This is a genomic window from Larkinella humicola, from assembly GCF_008727875.1.
Classification (GTDB): domain Bacteria; phylum Bacteroidota; class Bacteroidia; order Cytophagales; family Spirosomataceae; genus Larkinella; species Larkinella humicola.
In genome coordinates this window covers 1,487,359-1,509,181 of record NZ_VTWS01000001.1, presented here as the reverse complement: position 1 = coordinate 1,509,181, position 21,823 = coordinate 1,487,359, and the positions used below count along the sequence as shown (strand labels likewise).

The window sequence follows — 21,823 nt, the reverse complement described above, 5'->3', positions numbered from 1 at the left end:
CAGACTCCGACGCTCAGGCGTCGATTCGTTTGAGTTTGATGTTTTCGACCGGACGAATCACCAGCGGTACTTTCTCGATTTTGACGGAACTGCTGTCGAGGCCAAACCAGCGGTCCTCGGCGGTCGTAAACCGTTTGATGAAAAAATACAGGTTCATGATCAGTCGCTCCATCCAGGGCAGGTCGTTCTCGAAGGAGAGAAATTTCTCCAGCACCACAAACCGAAAATCACCAATGACATGCTGACGACTGAGGGATTCGTAGCGGCTGGTGATGTCCACTTCCTTGTTTTTAACCAGATCTTCAATCACCTTCCGGAAAAACAGGTTAATCCGCTGCTCCACCCGAAACCCCAGCCGGAACGTGATTTTATACACATCGTCGGTCGCAATCGTATTGACCTTGTACTCCATCGTATACGGGTCATCCGTCGTGTCCACGTGGACAAACCAGAAGATATCGGCCCGTTTGGGGCGCTTCTGAAAGATGGAATAAATGACCTTGGATTCAATTTCGGACTGGCGGGCGGCATTGCTCATAAACACCAGGTGCGTGGCATATTTCGGAATGCTGATATCCCGGCTCAGTTCGATGAGCGGTTTCAGGTAATGGTCGATTCGGACGTATTCCGTCAACCGGAGTTTGATGTAAAATGCCCGGAGCCAGGTATACATTACCACCGCAATGGCGGAGCCAATGAAGAGCGACACCCAGCCGCCGTGGGGAAACTTGATGAGATTGGCGACCAGAAAGGCGCCTTCCAGCAGGACATAGACGACCAGAAACAGCACGACGCCCCAGGCTTTATACCGGTGGCTGTATAAATAATACGTCATCAGGATGGTGGTCATCAGCATCGTCAGGGTGATGGCCAATCCGTAGGCAGCCTCCATGTTGGCCGATTCCCGAAAATAAAGCACAACCCCAACGCAACCGAGCCACAGCAAGAGGTTGATGCTGGGCACATAGAGCTGCCCTTTTTTGACGGATGGATAGCGCAGAATCACCTTAGGCCACAGGTTTAACCGGATCGCTTCACTGATCAGGGTGAACGAGCCGGTAATCAGGGCTTGGCTGGCAATAACCGTTGCGGCTGTCGCAATGCCAATGCCGGCGAAGAGAAACCAGTCGGGCATGAGCGCATAGAAAGGTTTGTGATTTCCCAGCGCCTGGCCTTCCATCGTCAGGAGCCAGGCACCCTGGCCGAAATAATTCAACAGCAGGCACGACTTTACAAAGATCCAGCTAATGCGGATGTTGCCCCGTCCGCAGTGGCCCAGATCGGAATACAAGGCTTCCGCACCGGTCGTGCAGAGAAAAACCGAGCCCAGGAGCCAGAACCCACCCGGATACTCCGCCAGCAGCCACCAGGCATAATACGGATTGACGGCACTCAAAATACCGGGTGAATCCGCGATGTGGATCAACCCCAGGGTTCCCAGCATGATGAACCAAAGCAGCATGACGGGGCCAAAGGCGGTTCCGACGACGCTGGTGCCCAGGGCCTGAATCAAAAACAGAACCGTCAGAATACCAATGACGATGGGAACCGTGGGAATGTCTGGATACAGAAGCTCCAGTCCCTCGACGGCGGATGAAACCGAAACCGGCGGGGTAATGATGCCATCCGCCAGCAGCGCACTGCCGCCAATGACGGCGGGAATGGTGAGCCATTTGGCGTGCCTGCGCACCAGCGCGTAGAGGGCAAAAATGCCGCCCTCGCCCTTGTTGTCGGCCCGCAGGATCAGGATGACGTATTTAACGGTGGTTTGCAGAGTTAGCGTCCAGAAGATGCAGGAAATAGCTCCCCGAACAACATCCGACCGGATCGGCTGGGAGGGACCCAGAATGGCCGAGAGAACATACAGAGGAGACGTACCAATGTCGCCGAAAATAATACCCATGGCTACCAGCAAACCGGCGGCCGTTACTTTATCCAACTGTTGCTTGTGTTCCATGAAAGACCCCGAATCTGCCAATGCGCCGGAAAGAATGAGGTAGTTGAAAATGATCCAATCCAAATGTGTGCCATACCTGTAGTTATTTTATATGTCCCTGACAGGCAGTCTACTAAGAAATGGGGTCCTGATTTGCTCTCCGTTGACCTTTTCATTTTGGTGTGGTCGTTTTTCATTTTGGAAAAGAACCACCCACCAGTACCCGCACGTATGCACTCGCGTCCTTCTGGTATTGTCTTTCGAACACAACGGGTTGAACGGAGTTTTAATCGTATTCAAACCCATTCAAACGATGATCACCCATATCTATCAATCCAGTATTCACGAAAACTGGTATCTGGTTCTTCCAGTCGAAAAAGAGGACGACTTTTCCGGGGTTCCGGCTGACGTACTTGCCCAATTCGGTGATCCCATAAAAATTGAATCGCCTGATGTGGGTCCAGGGGCGCTGGGGATCGATCTTTTTCAGGTCAGAAGTGATTTTGACACCCAGTCTTATCATCTGGCGAAAGTCGTGGACCCCGAAGCGACTTGAGCCAAGTCATTTGCGGAGTCCGTACCGGTAATCCGGTTTGCCGCCGTACTTTCGCAAAAAGACAAACGCATGAGGACCGAGAAATTTACCGTCGCCGACATTAAGCCCATTGCCAAAACGGTGCGGACGGCTTTTGACAAGGCCCTGAATGAATGGGGGCACCCTCTGGACGAATCCGATGATTCGGAGTACGTATTGTTTTGCAAACCCACCACGCGGGCGGTTCATTTCGATCTGACTTTTGCCAAAGGAAACTCGGAGGTCGCGCGCCGGATGCACCAGTATTGTGAGCTGAACCGGCTCGAAGTGATCGGCTATTTTTCCCAATTCGAACTCCGTGAAATGGACAGTGTGGATATTGCCGATAAAATTATCGACCATCTGTATTAGGACTTACGTGTGATTGAATTATCAGACGTAAGTCCTATCTATGAAGACTGACGGGTTCTTTTTTAGAGCCGGAGCGGTTCCTGGGCTGGTAAACCCGCGTATATTTGCCAAAATAACCCTCCCCTATGCCCGACTATACCGCTCGAAAAATTACGGAAACCCTGGAAATCAATGGTGATCTGACCAAACCGGCCTGGCAGTCGGCCACCTGGAGCCCCCGCTTTGTGGACATGGTGACCGCCGGTCCGGGGCTCTACGATACGCGAACCGCCCTGTGCTGGAATGACCACTTTCTCTACATCGCCTTCGTGGCCGAAGAACCTTATCTGGAAGCCCATCTGACGGAACGGGATTCGATTATTTTTCAGGAGAACGACCTGGAAGTGCTCATCGACGGGGGCGATTGTTACTACGAACTGGAGGTCAATGCCCGCAACACCGTGTATGAAGTGTTTTTTATCTGGCGCGATGCCTACGCGAAAGGGAGCCGGTTTGATGTGCCGCTTTTCGATGTCCATCATCCGCAGGCCATGACGTTTGGCGGCAACTTCGACCGCGCCGATGCTACATTCTGGTACGGAAATCACCCGCGCGGCCTCCGTTGGGCATTTCTGAACTACGATCTGCCTGGTTTGCAAACCGCCGTCCGCCTTGACGGCAGCCTGAACGATAATCGGGACATTGACCGGGGCTGGACTTTGGAGATTGCCATTCCGTGGCAGAGCCTGACGTGGCTGGCCAACGGCCGCTCCCTGCCTCCCCAAAACGGCGACCGCTGGCGGATGTTTCTGGGCCGTTTTCAGAAAGTGCCGGTTTCCGGTTCGCAGGTGCATCAGGCCATGGTGCTCACTCCACACGGCGTCTATGATACCCACCAGCCCGAATGCTGGAGCGAGGTTGAGTTTCAGGACTGAAGCCAAACTCACGCTGGCAAACAATGTCACGCCAAAGCAGTTTACCCGGTAGAAATCCTATCCAGTAAACACTTTTTATGGCAGTAATTGGCGAATTCATCCGCAAAGCGATTGATGTATACGGTTTTATCACGTCGGAACCCGACCCGGCCAAGGCACAGCTCGCCGTTTTGCAGGGGCTGCTGGAAAAGGCAAAGCTGACCGCTTTTGGTAAGAAATACAACTTCAGTAAAATCCTCCAAAGTGACGATGTGATCGGCGCCTTCCAGCGGGAAGTGCCTGTGCATGATTACGATAAACTCTATAACGACTGGTGGCATTATCTGCTGGAAGGGCATCAGAATGTGACCTGGCCGGGAGGTCAGGACTATTTTGCCCTGAGCAGCGGTACCACCAGCAACAGCAAGTCCATTCCGGTGACAGACGACATGCTGGATGCCATCCGGAAGTCGGGCATGCAGCAGGTGATGAGCCTGAAAAACTTCGACCTTCCCGCCGATTTCTTCGAGAAACAGATCATGATGCTGGGAAGCAGCGTAAGCCTGATTGAAAAGGACGATCACCGGGAGGGAGAAATCAGCGGCATCAGCGCTTCCAACATACCAACCTGGTTCAGAGCGTTTTATAAACCGGGGGCTGAAATTGCGTCGATTACTGACTGGGACGAAAAAGTGCGCCGGATTGCCGAGGAAGCGCCCACCTGGGATATCGGCAGCCTGAGCGGCATTCCGTCCTGGGTCGAAATGATGCTGAAAGAGGTGATTTCGCACAACAAACTGAACACGATTCACGACATCTGGCCCAATCTGCAGGTCTATACAACAGGCGGAGTGGCTTTTGAACCCTACCGAAAGAGTTTCGAAAAGCTGCTGGCAAAACCGTTGATTTACATCGACACCTACCTCACCTCGGAAGGCTATCTGGCAACCCAGAAAAGACCGGATACGTCCTCACTGGCCCTGATTCTGGACAATGGCATTTTCTTCGAGTTTGTGCCGTTTTCGGACGGGAACCTGGACGACGATGGCCGGGTGAAACCGGATGCTGAAATCCTGACGCTCGAACAGGCACAGGAAAATACCGACTATGTATTGTTGATTTCGACGGTTTCGGGAACCTGGCGCTACATGATTGGTGATACGGTGATGATAACGGACAAAGAACGATCCGAAATCAAAATTACCGGACGCACGAAGCACTTCCTGAATGTGGTGGGTGAGCAATTGTCGGTTTTTCAAATGAACCAGGCGATGCAGAATTTGCAGGGACAATATGATCTGGAAATCAAGGAATTTGTGGTGGCAGCCGTTCGGAAAGACGGGGAGTACATCAACAAATGGTATGTTGGCTCCAATCGGACGGTTGATAATCAGGCCTTTGCAATTTCGCTGGACCAGGAATTGTGTGAAGCCAACAAAAATTACAAAGTAGCCCGGAGCAAGTCGCTGAAAGGGGTGGAAGCGGAGGTGATTCCGGTCGAGCAATTCTACCGCTGGAGCGAGGACTACAAAAAGCTGGGGGGGCAGACCAAAATTCCCCGGGTGATGAAGGAAGAGGACTTTCTGGACTTTGAACAGTACATCAAGGGCCTGTCATAGGGCCTTTTTCTGCTCGTCCAGCTTCTGCTCTTCCAGTTTTTTTACCTGATCAACAATCTCTTCCGGCGAAACATACAGGCGGGCAATCTTGTCCTTGTAGGCCTGCGGCAGCTCCGCGTGATTCAGGATAAACTGTTTGGTTTCAATCAGATAATGCCCGAGTCCGTGGCTTACCGCGTAGGCGTCGGCAATCCGTTCGACTTTCTTGACGTACGCGGGCGAGAGAACATACGACAGGCCAAAACCCACCAGGCCGAGGTTGCTGCGGTTTTCGTAGTCCATGATATGACCAAGCTCGTGGCCAATCCAGCCGATCAGAATGGCATCGGGAATCTGGTGAATCGGAATGGCGGTGTGCGTCAGTTGGAACATGGCGCTGATGTTGATCCGATACGAGCGGTTTTTTCGCTGGTTTAGCAGGGTCCGGAAAACCGGTTGAGCCTGCATGACCGACGACTTGATGCGTTGCTTAAAGACAAACCGGATGGCGGTATTTTTCAGTTCGGGATAAAACGATAAGGCAATCAGAACGTTTTTCTCGATCACTGCAGGGATGATTTTGCGGGCTCCGAATTCGGCGAGCGCGGGTGTGATTTCACGGTTCTGACGACTGATTTTGGAAGGGAGCATAAGCTGGTAAACGAAGGCCCACGGAAGCATGGCTACCAGAATAACCCATTTACGAACGATTGGTTTTCGGAAACGCGGTAGCTACTTTACCGATTTATGAAAGCCAGTTTGAACAGGAGAAGGGCCTGGAATGGGAAAGAAATGAAAAAATACATCTATGGGAGACCATACAATCGAAATCTGACCCGTTTATTTGTTAAAAAGCCATTCTGTTAACTTATTCGGTATTCTTTTTTTGCCTCTGCGCTGCTTTATTGTTTATGAATTCTACTGGTAAGAATAAACCGGCACCTTCTCCACAGTTTCCGGCTGGAGAAAGTGAGATGGGGAACCGCATCCGTTCGTTTGACTGGTCTGAAACGGTGTTGGGGCCGATTGAACGCTGGTCGCCCAGTCTGCGGGCCACGTTGAACCTGATTCTGTCGTCCCGGTACCCGATGTTATTGTTCTGGGGTGACGAACTGCTTTTTTTTTACAATGATGCCTTTCGCCCCAGCTTTGGAGCGGTTGGGAAACACCCCGGCGCCCTGGGCCGGAAAGGCGAAACCGTGTGGCCGGAGAGCTGGTCCATTCTCAAACCCCTGATCGATCAGGTTCGGGTGACGGGCGAAGCGACCTGGAACGAAGACCAGCTCATTCCGCTTTTTCGCAACAACCGGCTGGACGCTGTTTACTGGACACTGAGTTGCAGCCCTGCCTACGACGATAACGGACAGATCAGCGGGGTACTGGTTGTTTGCTCTGAAAGAACGGTTTCTGTAAACGGGCAGAAAAAAGGAGAAGACGGTGAGAATTATTTCCGCCAGCTTATCGAAACCATGCCGGCCATTCTCTGGATTACCGAACCCGACGGCTACTGTTCCTATCTGAACAAGCAGTGGTATGACCACACCGGCCAGTCGGACCAGGAAGCGGAAGGATTCGGCTGGCTCAACATGACCCACCCCGACGACCAGGAAGAAGCCGGAAGGCTATTTATCGAAGCCAACGAAAAGCAGGTGGCTTTCACGGCCTTGTATCGCTTGCGCAATACAAGCGGGGACTATCGCTGGGCCATCGACAGCGGTAGCCCCCGGTTTAATGCAGACGGACGGTATGAAGGCATGATTGGAACGGTGGTGGACGTGCACGATCAGAAGCTGGCCGAAGAATCCTTGCGGGAAAGCGACGCCCGGTTCCGAACGCTAATTGCGGAGGCCCCGGTGGCGATGGCGGTGTATGCGGGCCGGAATTTTGTCGTCGAAATGGCCAACGATGCCATGATCCACGTCTGGGGAAAAACTCCCGCCGTCATTGGGATGGAATTGGCAAAGGCTTTGCCGGAACTGGAAGGACAGCCGTTCATCGGCCTGCTGGAAGACGTCTACACGACCGGCGTACCCTACCAATCGGATGAACAGCAGGCCGATCTGGTGGTGGAGGGTCGTTTGCAGAGCTTCTGGTTCACGTTTACCTACCAGCCGCTGACCAACGAGCAGGGCCAGGTGTATGCCATCCTGAATGTGGCGCTGGACGTTACTGCACAACGGAGCGCCCGCCAGAAAATTGAAGAAGCCGAAAGTGCGTTGCGGGATGCCATTGAACTGGCCGAACTCAGCACTTGGAGCATGGAGGTGGAAACCGGCCTGTTCACCTATTCAAACCGGTTTATGCACTGGCTGGGCTTTGCGGAAAATACCAAAACCATGGATGATGCCTACAATCCGTTGCCGGATGAGTATCGCCAGTCGGTGGCCGATGCCATCGATGCCGTCATCCAGCCTGGTTCGTCCGGTCTCTACGACAACGAGCATCCGATCATCAACCGGCTGACGGGGCAGGTACGGATCATTCACGCGCAGGCCCGGCTCATTTACGATGCACAGGGAAAACCGCTCAGGCTGGTTGGTACGGCGCAGGATATTACGGAACAGCGGAAAGTACAGATTGCCCTGGAACATCAGGTGCAGGAGCGAACGGAAGAACTGGAGGCAACCAACGAAGAACTGGCGTCGACGAATGAAGAACTGGCCGCGACCATTGAGGAACTGGCGACCACCAACGAAGAGCTTTCCGAATCCAACCAGCTTCTGATTCGTTCCAATGAAAACCTGGAACAGTTCGCCTACATTGCCAGCCACGACCTGCAGGAACCCTTGCGGAAGGTGCAGCAATTTGGTGACCTGCTGAAAAACCAGTACTCCTTACAGTTGGGCGACGGCATCACCTACCTGGAGCGTATGCAACTGGCGGCCGGCCGGATGTCGGCCCTCATCAAAGATTTGCTGACGTTTTCACGCATTTCCACGCAACAGGATACCGTTGAGCCGGTTTCCCTGGCGGTTGTGGTCAAAACCGTTCTGAACGACCTGGATCTGGTGATTCACGAATCGAAAGCCGTGGTGACGGTCGATCCGCTGCCGACGGTTCCGGGCGATTCGTCACAGCTCGAACAGCTCTTTCAAAACCTGCTCAGTAATGCCCTCAAATTTCGCCGGAAAGGCACGAGCGGAGTTCTGGTGACCCCCGAGATTCGGGTGACGGCCCGAATCGTTAGCAGCATTGCGTTGCCGACGACCGTAAAACCGGCCCGGGCTGCCGGGTCCTACCACTGCATCGAGGTAGTGGACAACGGGATCGGTTTCGACCAGAAGTATGTGGACCGTATTTTTCAGGTGTTTCAGCGGTTGCATGGCAAGGCCGAATTTGCCGGAACCGGCATCGGTTTAGCGATCTGCGAGAAAGTTGCCTCCAACCACGGCGGAGCGATCACGGCCACGAGCCAATCCGGTCAGGGAGCCACATTCAGCGTCTATTTGCCCGTGGCAGAATCCCTGCGGAAAGAGCGGGGGAATTTGCTTTGATCTGTAGGACTCAGCAAAAGAAACCCGTTGACCGATCAGGCTGCTAATTCGTCGTAAAGGGGTACTTCATAATACTCAGCAGCGGTTTTCCGGTTGAGTCGGCAAAAGAACGGAAATACGCCGAGTCGGAAAGGTCGATCATATCGGGCCGAATGCTGAGCATCGGATGATCGATGACAAACGGTTTTTCGAGCCACAACTCGCCGTTGTTTGCCATCAGCATTCCGTTGGCGGCATTGGCCACAAAACGACTCCCGTCGCCATTGCTGGCGATCTGGAAAGACCAGGTGCCATCGGGTTGAATGATGAAAATTTCTTCGGGGTCGGCATTGGGACCATACACGGTTTGGTAGCGAAGGCGGGAGGGTCGGAACACCAGAGGTTTGGGCGCTTCGCCGTATACCACCCGTTCGATGCGTCCCGGTTTGCCGATGGTCGGGGTGCTGAAATGCGTCAGGGTCGAATCGATGTCGTTCCATTTGGCTTCAAAACAGGCAATAAACTGGTCGAATTCGGCCCGGCTGAAGACTTTGGGTGACACATAAACCGTCCAGGGCGTCTGGTCGGGGCTGGAAAGCTCCAGGTCGTAGTTGCGGATGATCCAGTTCGGATACTGCTCCGGCAACAACGGGAAGCCGGCATTGTAGTCGGACACGGTTTTTCCGTCGAATACCAGCACCGCCTGGTGGTTACGCTCGCCGATGCTCCGCACGGTGGTGTGGTCGATCAATTGCAGCGTGTGGCCATCGTAGGTGCTGACCACCAGTGCATGATCTTCCGGCTGGCATCCGCAAAAGAGATACGAGATCGCTACAAGAAGGGGGAAAACAACAGGTTTCATAACATCAGTCAGTGCAGTATGGCGTGGTCCTAAAAATAGACGGACGCCCGGCCCTATGCCAGCCTCAATGAATACCTGGTCGTTTTGAGTAAATACTTGACAGAAAGGGCTTTGTTTTCAGGTTTATATTGGTGAACTTGTTGCAAGTTACTTTTTAGTTTACTCTGGCTACAATGGCCCGGCTCCGGCTGGCCGGACCGGGGTAGCCGTCCATGCCTGATCGCTCTGTCGTACCCTTTATTTTTTTTGCCGTGTCTCTTCTTGATCCGTATGCAAGTCCATTGACGGCCGATCAGGTGGCCCATTTATTGAGACGGGCTACCTTTGGTCCGACGGCGAGTCAGGTGAAAAGCCTGACCGGGAAAACGGCTGCCCAGCTCGTGACCATGTTGCTGGCCGATCAGCCCCAGCCCGCCCCACCGCTTGATCTGACAACCGGCAAGACGTTTCATGACCAGCCTTTTGATACGGTCAACGCGGGAAAGTTTACGGTTTATCTCAAGAACTGGTGGGCCAATCTGATGCTCAATCAGCCGCTGTCACTGCTCGAAAAAACCACGCTGTTCTGGTCCAATCATTTCGTAACCCGCGATTCAACGGTCAACGACTACCGGTTTATGTACCGGTATACGGCCTTGCTGCGGCAATACGGGCTGGGTAATTTCAAGGCTTTTGCGGTGGCTGTCACGCAGGACCCGGCCATGTTGCGGTTTTTAAACGGGAATCAGAATGTGGCCGGAACCGCCAACGAAAACTACGCCCGCGAGCTTCAGGAACTGTTTGTTACGGGCCGGAATGGCGGCTATTTGGAAGACGACGTTCGGGCGGCCGCCAAAGTGCTTACGGGCTGGGCCGACAGCGGGTATCGCGATGCCACCAAAGCCGAAATCAGCACGGTCTTTCGGGCAAACCGGCACGATACGACCGACAAAACGTTCTCGGCAGCCTACCAGAACACGGTCATTAAAGGTCGTTCAGGGGCCAGTGCGGGGGCCGACGAGCTGAATGAGTTGCTGGATATGCTGCTGCGCCATGCCGAAACGCCCCGCTTTATTTGCCGGAAACTGTATCGCTGGTTTGTCAATGCAGACATTCCGGCCAAGGTCGAAACGGGTTTTATTCAACCGTTGGCCGAGGTATTCCGGAAAAGCAATTTCGAGCTGAAACCGGTGCTGGCTGCGCTCTTCCAGAGCCAGCATTTTTTCGACGAAGCCCTGCGCGGGGCGGTGATTAAATCGCCGGTAGACCTGGTGGTTGGCACGTTTCGGTTCTGGGGGGTGCAGGCCCCGGATCAAAATCTGACGGCCTATTTCCAGATCGGGAATTACCTCTACGCCCGCGTGAAAGAACAGCAACAGGATTTGCTGAATCCGCCTACGGTTTTCGGCTGGACAGCCTACTACCAAACCGGTTACTACCAGCAATGGATTAATTCGACTACGCTGGGCCTGCGCGGATTATTTGGGGATGCCCTGACAACCAATGCCCTGAAATTGAACTCAAAACCGGTAATCGATGTGCTGGCTTACGTCAAAACCCTGTCTGACCCCAGCGATCCCGCCAAACTGGTGAACGACCTGACCGGGCAATTGCTGGCATTGGCCCTCACCCAGCCGCAGAAAGACTTTCTGATTGACACCATCCTGCTCAACTCCATTCCGCGGTATGAGTGGACCGGTGAGTGGAATGACTATATCAAATCGCCGAATGATACGGCCAAAAGGCAGGCCGTACAAATCAAATTAACCGCCTTCCTGCAATACGTTTTCCGCATGGCCGAGTATCAGGTTTTTTAAAACAAAGGTGAAAGAGCGAAAGTCTGAAAGTTTACGAATCAGCATTCACTCTTTCGCTCTTTCACTCATTCCGTATGAAGCGTCGTAATTTCTTACAACAGGCGGTGTCGTCGCTGGTTCTGCCGGTTCTGATCGATGGGTATGGAGCCAAAGCATTTGCGCGCCCTTCGTCGTTTGTGCAGTCGCTGCTCAGCCTGGCCGAGCAGAGCGACCGGGTGCTGGTGATCATCCAGTTGCAGGGTGGAAACGATGGGTTGAATACGGTTATTCCACTCGATCAGTTGAGTACGTACTCGTCCGCGGGGTTTCGGGGAAACATTGCCATTCCCGGGGCCAAAGCCTTGAAATTAAAGTACTATCCCGAAACCGGCCTACACCCGGCGATGACCGGAATGCAGCAACTTTTCAACGAAAGCAGGCTGAGCATCGTGCAGGGGGTCTCGTATCCGTCCCCCAATTTTTCCCACTTTCGGGCGAGTGATATCTGGATGACGGGCGTGGATGCAGACAAAACTGCCACTTCCGGCTGGACCGGGCGGTATCTGGACAACCGGTTTCCCGGTTTTCCGGAAAAGTACCCGAGCGATAAGATGCCGGACCCGCCGGCCATTCAGATAGGGTACGTGACGGCGACCACCCTGCTTGGGTCCACCAACTCGATGGCAATTGTGCTCCAGAACCCGGATAGTTTCGCCCGGCTGGTTGGCGACACGCCCAAAGATCCGTTGTCTGCCCTTCCGGGCTATGCCGGGCAGCAGATCGACTACATCCGTCAGCAACAGGCCAGCTCGGTCAGTTACGCGGGGCAGATTAAGACGGCGGCCGGCAAAGGGAAAAATCTGGCGGTATATCCCGAAAAGAATGCGTTGGGCGATCAGCTCAAAATCATCGCCCGGCTCATCAGCGGTGGTCTGCAAACCAAAGTGTATTACGTGACACTGGGCGGTTTCGACAACCATGCCAACCAGGTGGTGTCCAGCGATACGACCACCGGGACGCACGCCAACCTGCTTAAAACACTTTCCGACGCGATTTTGGCGTTCCAGAACGACCTGACCCAACTGAAAGTTGATGAGCGGGTGGTGGGCATGACGTTTTCAGAATTTGGGAGAAGGGCCAAATCGAACGGGAGTTTCGGCACCGATCACGGCACCTCGGCACCCATGTTCGTCTTCGGCAGTGCCGTCAAAACCCCGATGGTGGGCAAAAACCCGAACCTGAGCGATCTGGATGCCAACAATCTGAAGATGCAGACCGACTTTCGGCAGGTCTATGCGGCCATTCTGACGGACTGGTTTGGCACCGACGCCGGTACCGAAACCGCCACCTTGTTCCGGGATTTTCCGGTGGTGCCGGTGTTTCGGCAGACGGTTACGGCCACGGCTCCGGTGCTTTCGGAAGCACGCGTGTACCCCAATCCGGCATCGACGGAAGTGATTCTGGAATCGGACTGGCTCGAACAGGGCGTCAAAACCGTGCAGATGACGGACCTGCAGGGACGACTATTTTCCCTTCGATCTTCCCGACCCACGCCAACATCCATTCACATGGTCGTCAGCCATTTGCCAACCGGAAATTACCTGCTTCGGGTTGAAACCGTTCGGGGTATAGTCACCAGGCAGGTGCTGGTGACGCATTGAGTAAACCGGATGTATGGAACCGGTTTTCGGATTGAAAAACCGCCAGTACTCAGAGTAAAAATACGCATCATTTCGACGCAGAAACAACCGGTTTGCGCGTGGCAAACTCTACTCGAGTAATTCCTGAAAAGAGGCCATCTGAAAAATTGCGTCATCATTTTCCGGCTTTCTCAGGTTATCAGACAGAAATGGTAAAATAGTACCAGTCTGTAGCAAATTGGTATGATCATATTGACTAGTTATTTATGACCAGGTGGGACAAATTGTTTTCAGAACTCCGGACTTTCTACAGAAAACAAAGGCATGCCAATGAGGAAATAGAAAAGGGTTGTCTCGCGGAGTCGAGCAGAGTGAAAGGAGTTAAGCGGAGTTTTTCTCTGCGGAACTCTGATTTTCTCTGCGTACCTCTGCGATACAACCCTTTTTGTATCCTGTCCTGAGACAACTTACATCGTCTCCCCGTTGAACTGAATGTCACTCAATGTAAACAGTGGCTTACTTCCAGCGTTCGGATTGACAAAAACAAAATAAAGCTTGTGCTGGCCGGAAACCGGAGTTTTGAAGCCAATGTTCACCGGCTCCGATTTTTCACTTTTGACATCACCACTTCCCAACAACGTTCCGGTGGGGGAATCGAGACGGATTTCGAGCGTGCCGCCCGCCATGTATTTCGACGAGGCAGAACCCATTACCGTCAGGCTGCGGATGGCTGTTAAATCAATGTCATCCAGAAAAAAATACCCGTTCGATTTGACACCGGAGGCAATTTCATTGCCGGAAGGCAGCTTGAACTTTGTCACATCTTTCCCGCCATCATAGGCAGCCGCTTTCACCCTGGCACTGCGCAGCGCGACCGTCGAGCTACCCGTCAGGGGGCCAATTACGGCACCGCCCTTGTCGGTATAGCTGGCAGAGAACAGATACGAACCGTCTTTTTCTTTCGCTTGTGCGGTATAAGTCCCTTTTAGCGGTTTTTTATCGACCTGCTGTTTATCGCCCAGCGACATGATGAAGCTAACCATTTCTTTCGCTTCGTCTTCTTTTACCTGCGGGTGGGCGCTCATGGCCTGTTCGCCCCAGACACCGCCACCGCCTTCGATCACTTTCTTCGCCAGTCTGTTGACAATTTCCGTCCGGCGTTCTTTGGCGTATTTTTTGGCCACTTCCTGGTAAGCCGGTCCAATGGATTTTTTGTCGATGCTGTGGCAGGCTTTGCAGTCGCTGAGTTCGATGAGCCGTTTGCCGGTTGCAAAACCGACGTTGGCCTGGTGGCCCTGCGCCAGCAGTGTCTTGTCGAATCCTTCGAGGTAGTTGATGGTCATCGTGACGTCTTCCGGACTGATTTTGCCGGTCGTCAGACTACCGTCTTCCTTGTCAGCCACTTTGACTTCGTATTCTACCGGTTTGTTGTCGAAATAAAAGGTTTTGTTGCCTTTCACGGCCACTTCCACTTTCGGAACCTCGTTGCCAACCCGGATTTCCAGTTTCTTGGTTGCAACATTTCCAGCGGCATCGGTAATTTTCAACGTCGGCGTATACACACCCGGTTTAGCATACGTGAAGGTGGGAGCGGCCTGGGTGCTTTTCGGCAGGCCCTGTCCGAAAGTCCACTCGTATTTGATCGCATCGCCGTCGTAGTCCAGTGATCCTTTGGCGTTGAATTGAACGGCCAGGGGCGCAGCTCCAACGGTTTTGCTGGCGTTGGCAACCACGAGCGGTTTGCGGTTTCCGGCGTTGTAGGTGATGTGCGATAACCGCGCGTCGTCGTTTTGAGCAAACCAGTTCTGGCCATATTCCAGGACATACAACGAACCGTCTTTGTGGAACTGCATGTCGATCGGGTGGCTGAATTTCGTGTTCGGCATGAACGTTTCCATCTTCACGAAATCGCCGTCTTTGGTCATCGTTACCGGGTGAATCCAGTCGCGAATCCAGTCGTAGGCAAAAAACTTGCCGTCGTAATGACGCGGGAATTTCACCGGCGTTTCCGGATAATCGTCGTAATAATACACCGGGCCGCCCATCGCGTTCCGGCCACCTTTGCCGACAATCGGGCCAAATTCGGGCGAGTCGGCATACGGATAATAAATAAACGCCTTCTGGGCCGGGGGCAACTCGCTGAGTCCCTTGATCAATTTCGACGGATTGACCGGTTTGGCCGGGTCAAACGACGGGCCGGAAGTGCTGTCGGCAAAATTGTAGTGACGATACGCCTTGTTGTCGGCAACGAACAGGGGCCAGCCGTAATACCCGGCTTTGCGGGCCTGGTTCACTTCGTCGTGACCGCGCGGGCCGTATTTTTCGATGTTGTTGGCGGCATCCGGGCCTACTTCACCCCAATACAGAAAACCGGTGCGTTGATCCACCGAGATGCGATACGGGTTCCGGTTGCCCATCACGTAGATTTCGGGCCGGGTGTTGGGCGTGCCTTTCGGGAAGAGGTTGCCTTCCGGGATGTCGTACGTGCCGTTGTCGAGTGGTTTGATGCGCAGGATTTTTCCGCGCAGATCCATTGTGTTGCTCGACGTCACCAAGGCGTTGAAACTCTCGCGGCCGGGCCGGTCGTCGGACGGACTGAAGCCCCGCGACTCGAATGGGTTGGTATCGTCGCCGGTCGACAGGTAGAGGTTGCCCGACTTATCCCAGGCTACCGAACCGCCGGTGTGGCAGCATTCGTTGTTGCGTTTGACCGGAACGCGAAGAATGACCTGCTCGCTTTCCATTTTCAGCTCGTTCTTCTCGGCATCGAATTTAAAGCGCGAAAGGTGCTGGGCCGTATCGGCTTTCCATTTTTCGACGGTTGGCGAATAATAGAGATACAGCCACTGGTTCTCCTTGAATTTCGGGTCGATGTTCATGCCCATCAAACCGTATTCCTGTTTGGTATACACCGGCAGATTGGCCACCAGCTTGGTGACTTTTGTTTTCGGATCATACACTTTCAGCGCACCTTTCCGTTCGGTAAACAGCACTTTGCCGTTGTCGAGTACAACCAGTTCGGTGGGCTCGTCCAGTTTCTCGGCCAGTACTTCCTTGTTGAAGCGGTTTTCTTCCGGGAAGGGCAGCGTTTTGGCTTTCGTGTAATCCAGTTTTGGTGCAACGGCATACTGAATACCGCCCAGCAAATGCTTGAGGTAAACGGGATTGGTGAAAGTTTCGTCGGGGTGGCCGAAGTTGGTGTAAAACACCTTGCCGCCGTCGTATTCGTGGAACCACGACATGGGATGATTATCGCCCATTTTGCCCTCTTTGTAGGTTTTCTCGTCGATTTTCACGAGAACCGTCACGTCGGGATTGACATTCTTGAAATCATAAAACTCATCTTTGATCTTCCAGCGATCGGGAAAACCGAACATCGAAACGTGGTCTTTGCTGACGACGTAAGCTTCGCCTTCCTGCACGTTCGGATTTCCGGGGTGGCTGGCAAAATACCCACCCACCAGCTTGCCATACCACGGCCAGTCGTATTCCGTATCGGCAGCCGCGTGAATCCCGACGAAGCCGCCACCGGCCTGAATGTAGCGTTCGAAAGCCGCTTGTTGCATGTCGTCCAGCACGTTACCCGTAGTGCTCAGGAAGACCACGGCATTGTAGCGTTTGAGGTTCGCTTCGGTAAATTTGGCGGCATTCTCGGTGGTATCGACGGCGAAACCATTTTCCTTGCCCAGTTTCATAATGGCTTGCTGGCCGGCTGGGATGGACGTGTGCCGGAAACCGGCGGTTTTGGAGAATACTAATAAACGTTTCTGGGGGGCCTGCGCCTGCGTCCATACGGCCGACAGGGTCAGACAGCCCGCCAGCATCCACGACAGGAATGCCCGAAAGCGCAACGAGGATTGGGGGTTGTCAGAATACATAGAGGTTAGTTAAAAAATACTACGTGGTCCAGAAACCGGCTTATAAAGATTCGGGTTTCAAATAGACTTTTACAAAGCTTCAAAAGTACAAAAAAAAACGGTCTGCGACCCACGCCTGTGCCGTATCTTTGCGGGATATCAATTCAAATTTCTGGATGGAATTTACGAACCTTTTAACGCATATCGTGGCCGACGATTCACTGCACGCCCGCTGGCTCAACACGTTGTCGATGATGGAAAATACCGGGGCCCGCAAGATTTCGGCGGCTGAACCCAAAACCACCGTCGATTTGCTGATGCTCAAACACGCGGCTGAGGAAGCCCGGCACGCATATTACCTGAAAAAACAGATTCAGAAAGTGGCCGAAACCGACTGCCCGACCTACGAACCGGCCTATCTGCTGGCTCCGAACGACAGCCACGCGTACCTCAACCGGCTCGATGTGCAGGTTTGCCGGTATTTGAAAGACACGCTGGGATTTGCGGGGGCGGAACTGAAATACGCGGCTTACCTGCTGGTGACCTACGCCATTGAGGTGCGGGCCGACGAACTGTATCCGGTCTACCAGGACGTGCTGACCGAGTCGGGCAGCAAGGTGAACGTCCGGTCGATCATTGTGGAAGAGGAGGGACACCTGGCCGAGATGCTGCGGCAGATGGAAACGTTTTTCGGCGACTGGCAGGGCCACGCCGAGCGGGCGGTGGCGATTGAAACCGGGTTGTATACGGCCTGGCTGACCAGCCTGATGGCGACGGAAAAAATCATTGCAGGAAAGGAAAACTAATTTCCGTACCTTTGTGTTATTCTTAGCACACGTTTCTGGGGACGACCGGAATTGACAGCTTGTTGACGCTGCGTGTAAGCATGCCGGGAGTTGAGGGCATTTCCTGTATAACAAACCTTCACACAATAACTGGCGAATATAACTACGCCATGGCTGCTTAATCCGGAGGATTAGCAAATGCCATTGTCCCACCGACCCTACGTGCTGCTGGGTTGGACTCTGGGGCATCGACTCGCAGCGCTGGTTCCGGTAATGGTGTTGACTACGGAGCGAGACAAAAATACCTAAGGATGAGGTACGGCGTGATGCGGGCCTGACCGATTCCCGACAATCCCAATCGCATCTAAGCATGTAGAAAGCACGACGGTTTCCTTGTCTGGACCAGGGTTCGACTCCCTGCGTCTCCACAAAATGCCGCTCCTGGCCTCAGGAGCGGCATTTTTTTTATGGTACGGTGAGTTTTATCCATTCTTTAAAGCGGAGAATGATCCAGTTCATTCCATTGTTTCGTTCAAATTGCTGAAAAAATATAATGTCACTTAAAGAAGCGATTCATGCAAATGTACAATCAAGTGTTCGCAGAAAATTCGGTTTATGAAAACGGAAATTTTCATGGTTGAAAAGAAAAAACGCTGGGGTATTCTTAAACCGTTAAATAAAGATCAATAGGTAGAGGATATTCCATTTTGTAGCTTTCAGAATAGTCCAATAAAAAAGCTACCAATCATGAAAATATATCCCTTTACCAAGTGCGTTTTCGTTCTTATGCTGACCCTGAATGCATCCAGCCTTCGTGCACAAAGTGCAAAGGACTCGATCGCAATTCAAAGCATCATTCAGCAGGAAGATCAGGCATGGAATCAGGGAGACGCTCCGGCTTATTCCCAGCCATTTTCCCTCGAGGGTACTTTTACCAACATTGGTGGTATGTTCTTCAAAGGGCATAAAGCATTTCTGGATCAGCACGACGTGATTTTTAAAAGCTTTTTTAAAAATACCGTTCTGAAACAAAAAATCGTTTCCCTGAAATTTATCCGCTCCGATGTCGCAATCCTGGAAACTTTGTGTCAGGTCTCAGGATTTGCAAAAGAGGGACTTCCAGCCAGAATTCAGCTTGACGCCAAGGGAGCACTCAATACCCGTTTATTGCAGGTATTAGCCAAAGAGACAGGTAGTTGGAAAATTGTTTCCTATCACAACGTCGATGTAAAGCCGGGCACCCCCATCCCGGAATAAAGGGTATAAATCTGAAAGACAGATGGGAGGTTTAAAAGCTATGTATGCTTAATGGTAGGATGGACAGCAACTACCGCAATCGCATCAATCTCAATTAACAATCCTTCCAGAGCTAATGCTTGCACACCCAGCCACGTACTAGCCGGAAGCTTTTCAAATGGGAATGCACTTTGAAATGCCTCACTGACCACACCGGCATCGGCCGAGCGGTAGTCTTTTACATAAATATTGATTTTTACTACGTCCATTGTGGTTGCTCCCACTGAGGCAAGAGCTACCTGCAGATTCTTAAAAGCTTGTGTAGCCTGACATTTAAGGTCGCCTTCTCCAATCAGTTTATTTTCTCGGTCTACCGAAACCTGACCGGAAAGATAAATGGTTTGCATTTCCTCACTCTTCACCACGACTACCTGTGAAAAGGCCTTTTCCCAATTGGGGAGTTGTGGGGGATTGTAATAGTGCTTTTCCATTGATAATCGTGTTATATTTTCATTTTTTCCAGCTTATCAACCTACAGAAGCTTTTAAACTGATACGAAAAAGTAAATCTGGTCTTTAAAGTATCTGTTGATCGTTTAAAATGATTCACAGAAAGCAGGGTTTGTCGCCAATAAACACCGGATATCTACATCGGAATAGTGAAACCGAAGTTTCCAGGTAAAAAGTTAAGATGCGTTTTTCTGTCCAGTCGAGTATCTTTTCGTTACATTAGAGTATGAATGCAAGGGACCTGACAAGTCTCTGGCTGACAAGATTCATCACTTTTCACAACGATTTGTTTACGACTTCACCGGAAAATTAATAGATGGCCTGGCTTGACAGCAAGTGTCTAGGGGGTAAAAAAAATCCGGAAAAACGCCCCACCACAACCCCATGAAATACCTGTATTTATTCGCGGCCATCGTTGCTGAAGTGGTGGCAACCAGTGCCCTGAATGCGTCCCAGCAATTCACGAAACTGGTGCCCAGCCTGATTACCATCGCAGGCTATCTGATCTCGTTTTACTTGTTAAGTTTAGCCCTGCGGTCGTTGCCGATTGGCGTGGCGTATGCCGTTTGGTCCGGTGTTGGAATTGTCCTGACCGCCCTGGTGGGCATTTTTCTATTTAAACAGGTTCCGGATACGCCTGCTATTATTGGTATGATCCTCATCATTGCGGGCGTTCTGGTAATGAATCTTTTTTCCAAAGTAAATGACTATTGATCAGAGTCCGCTGCTGCACGTTCAATAAAATCGCTGACTTTCAGCAATTTTTAGATTAATGGCGGCTTTTTTTATACGGTTTAAAGACAAATGCCGTTGATCGATACCGGAAATACGTTTTCGGGTTAGTAGAATACTGTTATCTTCACCATGCGTAGCGACCGGTCGGAAGGATGCCGGGAACGGTTTGTTACCCCGCGAATATTACTGGTTTTTGTGTATGAATACGTTCTGGTTGCTGCGCTCGGTCTACGGTTGTTGGTTCTTCTTTCTGTCAATTCATGTTTCGGCTCAGGGGCTCAGTCCGCAGGAACTGGAACAGAAGGTGTTTCAACTGAATAATACGCTCAACTACAAAGAATCACAGGCTTTGCTGCTGCCTCTCTTGCAGGATCCTACCCAAAGCCCTGAATACAAGTATCATGCGGCTTTACTTTTGTCGTATACGTACAAGCGTGTGTTCGATTATCAATCAGCACTGAAGTTCCTGACCGTTGCCCTCGGGTTTGCCCGGGAAACCCCGAACCGAAATCAGTATGAGGCAAACATCATCGCTGAGCAAGCCTTTGTCTATTTTGATGTGCATAATTACACGAAGGCCGACAGCCTGATCAAGCGGTTGACGGTTTCAGGCTTTCGTTTCATCAATCCTGAAAACAAAGCCATTCTGGTCATGCAGCAGGGCTACCTGTTTTTTCTAAACCGGCAGTTTTCCAAAGCAGATGACGCGTATGATCGGGCCATTGCCTGGATGCAGATCTCCAACCCGTGTAATCTGCCCATGATTTACGTGAAGAAAGTCCAGCTTTACGATGCGATGAACCGGGAAGAGCGTATGATGGAAGCGCTGCGGAAATCGACCGGGTATGCCGATTCCTGCCGGATCATTAAGTACCATCTGTATGCGTATGAGGAACTACTGAAAATTTTCGAGAAGCGAAATGATGCGTCCAAGATTGTGGAGATTAAAGCAAAAATCGATAGTCTCAACCAAATTTATGCCCGGGAAGAGAACATCAGTTTGCTGCACGATCAGAAGGAAAGTATCCTGTTGAAAACGAAAGAGCAGGAGTTATTGCAGCAGAAAACCAGCCGGGACCAGCTGACCCTCGTTCTTTCCGGATTGACCCTGATCGCCTTGCTTTTGCTGAGTGGCTTGCTTTTTTACCGTCAGCGGCAGAACCGTCTCGAGGCTGAATTTTTACAAATGAAAGCCGAGATGGATGCTTACATCACCCTCAACGGGAAAGTACAGGCCGACAATACAACCAATCCGGGGGCCAGTACGGGTCTCCTTTCAGAACGGCAGCGGGAGGTTTTTCAATGCATGACGGAGGGTTTGTCCAACAAAGCAATTGCGGATAAACTGTGCATTTCCGAGAACACGGTTAAATACCACATCAAGAATATTTACCAGGTACTTGAAATTAAGGACAGGAAGGATCTGCTGGTCTACATCCGGAAGTGAGCGTTCCAGCACCGGTTTTCTGGGCCGAATTCATGGATTGGCCCTATCAGAGCAGGTAGTTTTTATAAACGGTCTGTAAACTACCCGTTTGGGTAGGCGTTGACAAACGGCAGTTGCTTATTTTCGACCAG

At 52.0% G+C, this 21,823-nt stretch carries 16 protein-coding genes and 1 other RNA gene; 12 read left to right on the top strand and 5 right to left on the bottom strand.

What is annotated here, in order from left to right; genetic code table 11:
• Positions 1-13 precede the first annotated feature (13 nt).
• On the bottom strand, positions 14-1,957 hold the full coding sequence (locus F0P93_RS06505; RefSeq protein ID WP_150875526.1) for a KUP/HAK/KT family potassium transporter: 1,944 nt from the start codon (positions 1,955-1,957) through the stop codon (positions 14-16).
• Between the two features lie 292 nt (positions 1,958-2,249).
• On the opposite strand from F0P93_RS06505, the gene F0P93_RS31460 reads away from it, so the two are divergent.
• The 4 genes from F0P93_RS31460 to F0P93_RS06485 all read left to right on the top strand — a co-directional run bounded on the left by F0P93_RS31460 (position 2,250) and on the right by F0P93_RS06485 (position 5,394).
• Positions 2,250-2,492: a YcgL domain-containing protein gene (locus F0P93_RS31460; protein ID WP_191908742.1), complete on the top strand. Its 243-nt coding sequence runs from the start codon at positions 2,250-2,252 to the stop codon at positions 2,490-2,492.
• A 69-nt stretch (positions 2,493-2,561) separates the two neighbouring features.
• Entirely contained in the window at positions 2,562-2,882 is a 321-nt protein-coding gene (locus F0P93_RS06495) for a hypothetical protein (RefSeq protein ID WP_150875524.1), read from the top strand.
• Between the two features lie 125 nt (positions 2,883-3,007).
• A complete protein-coding gene (locus F0P93_RS06490) occupies positions 3,008-3,796 on the top strand; it encodes a carbohydrate-binding family 9-like protein (RefSeq protein WP_150875523.1) in 789 nt (262 codons plus the stop codon).
• 77 nt (positions 3,797-3,873) lie between these two features.
• A complete protein-coding gene (locus F0P93_RS06485) occupies positions 3,874-5,394 on the top strand; it encodes a GH3 family acyl-acid amido synthetase (protein ID WP_150875522.1) in 1,521 nt (506 codons plus the stop codon).
• Here the strand turns inward: F0P93_RS06485 and F0P93_RS06480 are convergent.
• Positions 5,389-6,024, bottom strand: a complete 636-nt coding sequence (locus F0P93_RS06480) for a hypothetical protein (protein WP_150875521.1) — start codon at positions 6,022-6,024, stop codon at positions 5,389-5,391. The two genes, F0P93_RS06485 and F0P93_RS06480, sit on opposite strands and share 6 nt — an antisense overlap.
• 260 nt (positions 6,025-6,284) lie before the next feature.
• Between F0P93_RS06480 and F0P93_RS06475 the strand changes: the two genes are divergently transcribed.
• Positions 6,285-8,867 carry a PAS domain-containing sensor histidine kinase gene (locus F0P93_RS06475; RefSeq protein WP_150875520.1) on the top strand — a complete coding sequence of 861 codons (2,583 nt, stop codon included), beginning with the start codon at positions 6,285-6,287 and terminating at the stop codon, positions 8,865-8,867.
• Positions 8,868-8,910: 43 nt separating this feature from the next.
• On the opposite strand, the gene F0P93_RS06470 is transcribed toward F0P93_RS06475, so the two are convergent.
• Entirely contained in the window at positions 8,911-9,708 is a 798-nt protein-coding gene (locus F0P93_RS06470) for a hypothetical protein (protein ID WP_150875519.1), read from the bottom strand.
• Between the two features lie 251 nt (positions 9,709-9,959).
• On the opposite strand from F0P93_RS06470, the gene F0P93_RS06465 reads away from it, so the two are divergent.
• Together F0P93_RS06465 and F0P93_RS06460 are read left to right on the top strand one after the other, a co-directional pair.
• Positions 9,960-11,504: a DUF1800 domain-containing protein gene (locus tag F0P93_RS06465; protein WP_150875518.1), complete on the top strand. Its 1,545-nt coding sequence runs from the start codon at positions 9,960-9,962 to the stop codon at positions 11,502-11,504.
• A gap of 74 nt (positions 11,505-11,578) precedes the next feature.
• A complete protein-coding gene (locus F0P93_RS06460; RefSeq protein WP_150875517.1) occupies positions 11,579-13,144 on the top strand; it encodes a DUF1501 domain-containing protein in 1,566 nt (521 codons plus the stop codon).
• Between the two features lie 446 nt (positions 13,145-13,590).
• Here the strand turns inward: F0P93_RS06460 and F0P93_RS06455 are convergent, their stop codons facing one another.
• Complete coding sequence (locus F0P93_RS06455) at positions 13,591-17,001, bottom strand: ThuA domain-containing protein (protein WP_150875516.1); 3,411 nt, start codon at positions 16,999-17,001, stop codon at positions 13,591-13,593.
• 155 nt (positions 17,002-17,156) lie between these two features.
• Here F0P93_RS06455 and F0P93_RS06450 point away from each other — a divergent pair, with 155 nt between their 5' ends.
• From F0P93_RS06450 to F0P93_RS06440, 3 genes are all read left to right on the top strand, one after another.
• Positions 17,157-17,786 (top strand): hypothetical protein, encoded by a 630-nt coding sequence (locus F0P93_RS06450; RefSeq protein ID WP_138990812.1) that lies wholly within the window; start codon positions 17,157-17,159, stop codon positions 17,784-17,786.
• A 37-nt stretch (positions 17,787-17,823) separates the two neighbouring features.
• Positions 17,824-18,196, top strand: a transfer-messenger RNA (tmRNA) gene (gene ssrA, locus F0P93_RS06445).
• Between the two features lie 316 nt (positions 18,197-18,512).
• On the top strand, positions 18,513-19,022 hold the full coding sequence (locus tag F0P93_RS06440) for an SgcJ/EcaC family oxidoreductase (RefSeq protein WP_150875515.1): 510 nt from the start codon (positions 18,513-18,515) through the stop codon (positions 19,020-19,022).
• Between the two features lie 38 nt (positions 19,023-19,060).
• Here F0P93_RS06440 and F0P93_RS06435 read toward each other — a convergent pair whose 3' ends face one another.
• Positions 19,061-19,492, bottom strand: coding sequence for a RidA family protein (locus tag F0P93_RS06435; RefSeq protein WP_150875514.1), 432 nt, complete (start codon positions 19,490-19,492; stop codon positions 19,061-19,063).
• A 402-nt stretch (positions 19,493-19,894) separates the two neighbouring features.
• Between F0P93_RS06435 and F0P93_RS06430 the strand changes: the two genes are divergently transcribed.
• Entirely contained in the window at positions 19,895-20,224 is a 330-nt protein-coding gene (locus F0P93_RS06430; RefSeq protein ID WP_150875513.1) for a DMT family transporter, read from the top strand.
• A 220-nt stretch (positions 20,225-20,444) separates the two neighbouring features.
• Positions 20,445-21,692 carry a LuxR C-terminal-related transcriptional regulator gene (locus tag F0P93_RS06425; RefSeq protein WP_225309384.1) on the top strand — a complete coding sequence of 416 codons (1,248 nt, stop codon included), beginning with the start codon at positions 20,445-20,447 and terminating at the stop codon, positions 21,690-21,692.
• Positions 21,693-21,823: the final 131 nt, after the last annotated feature.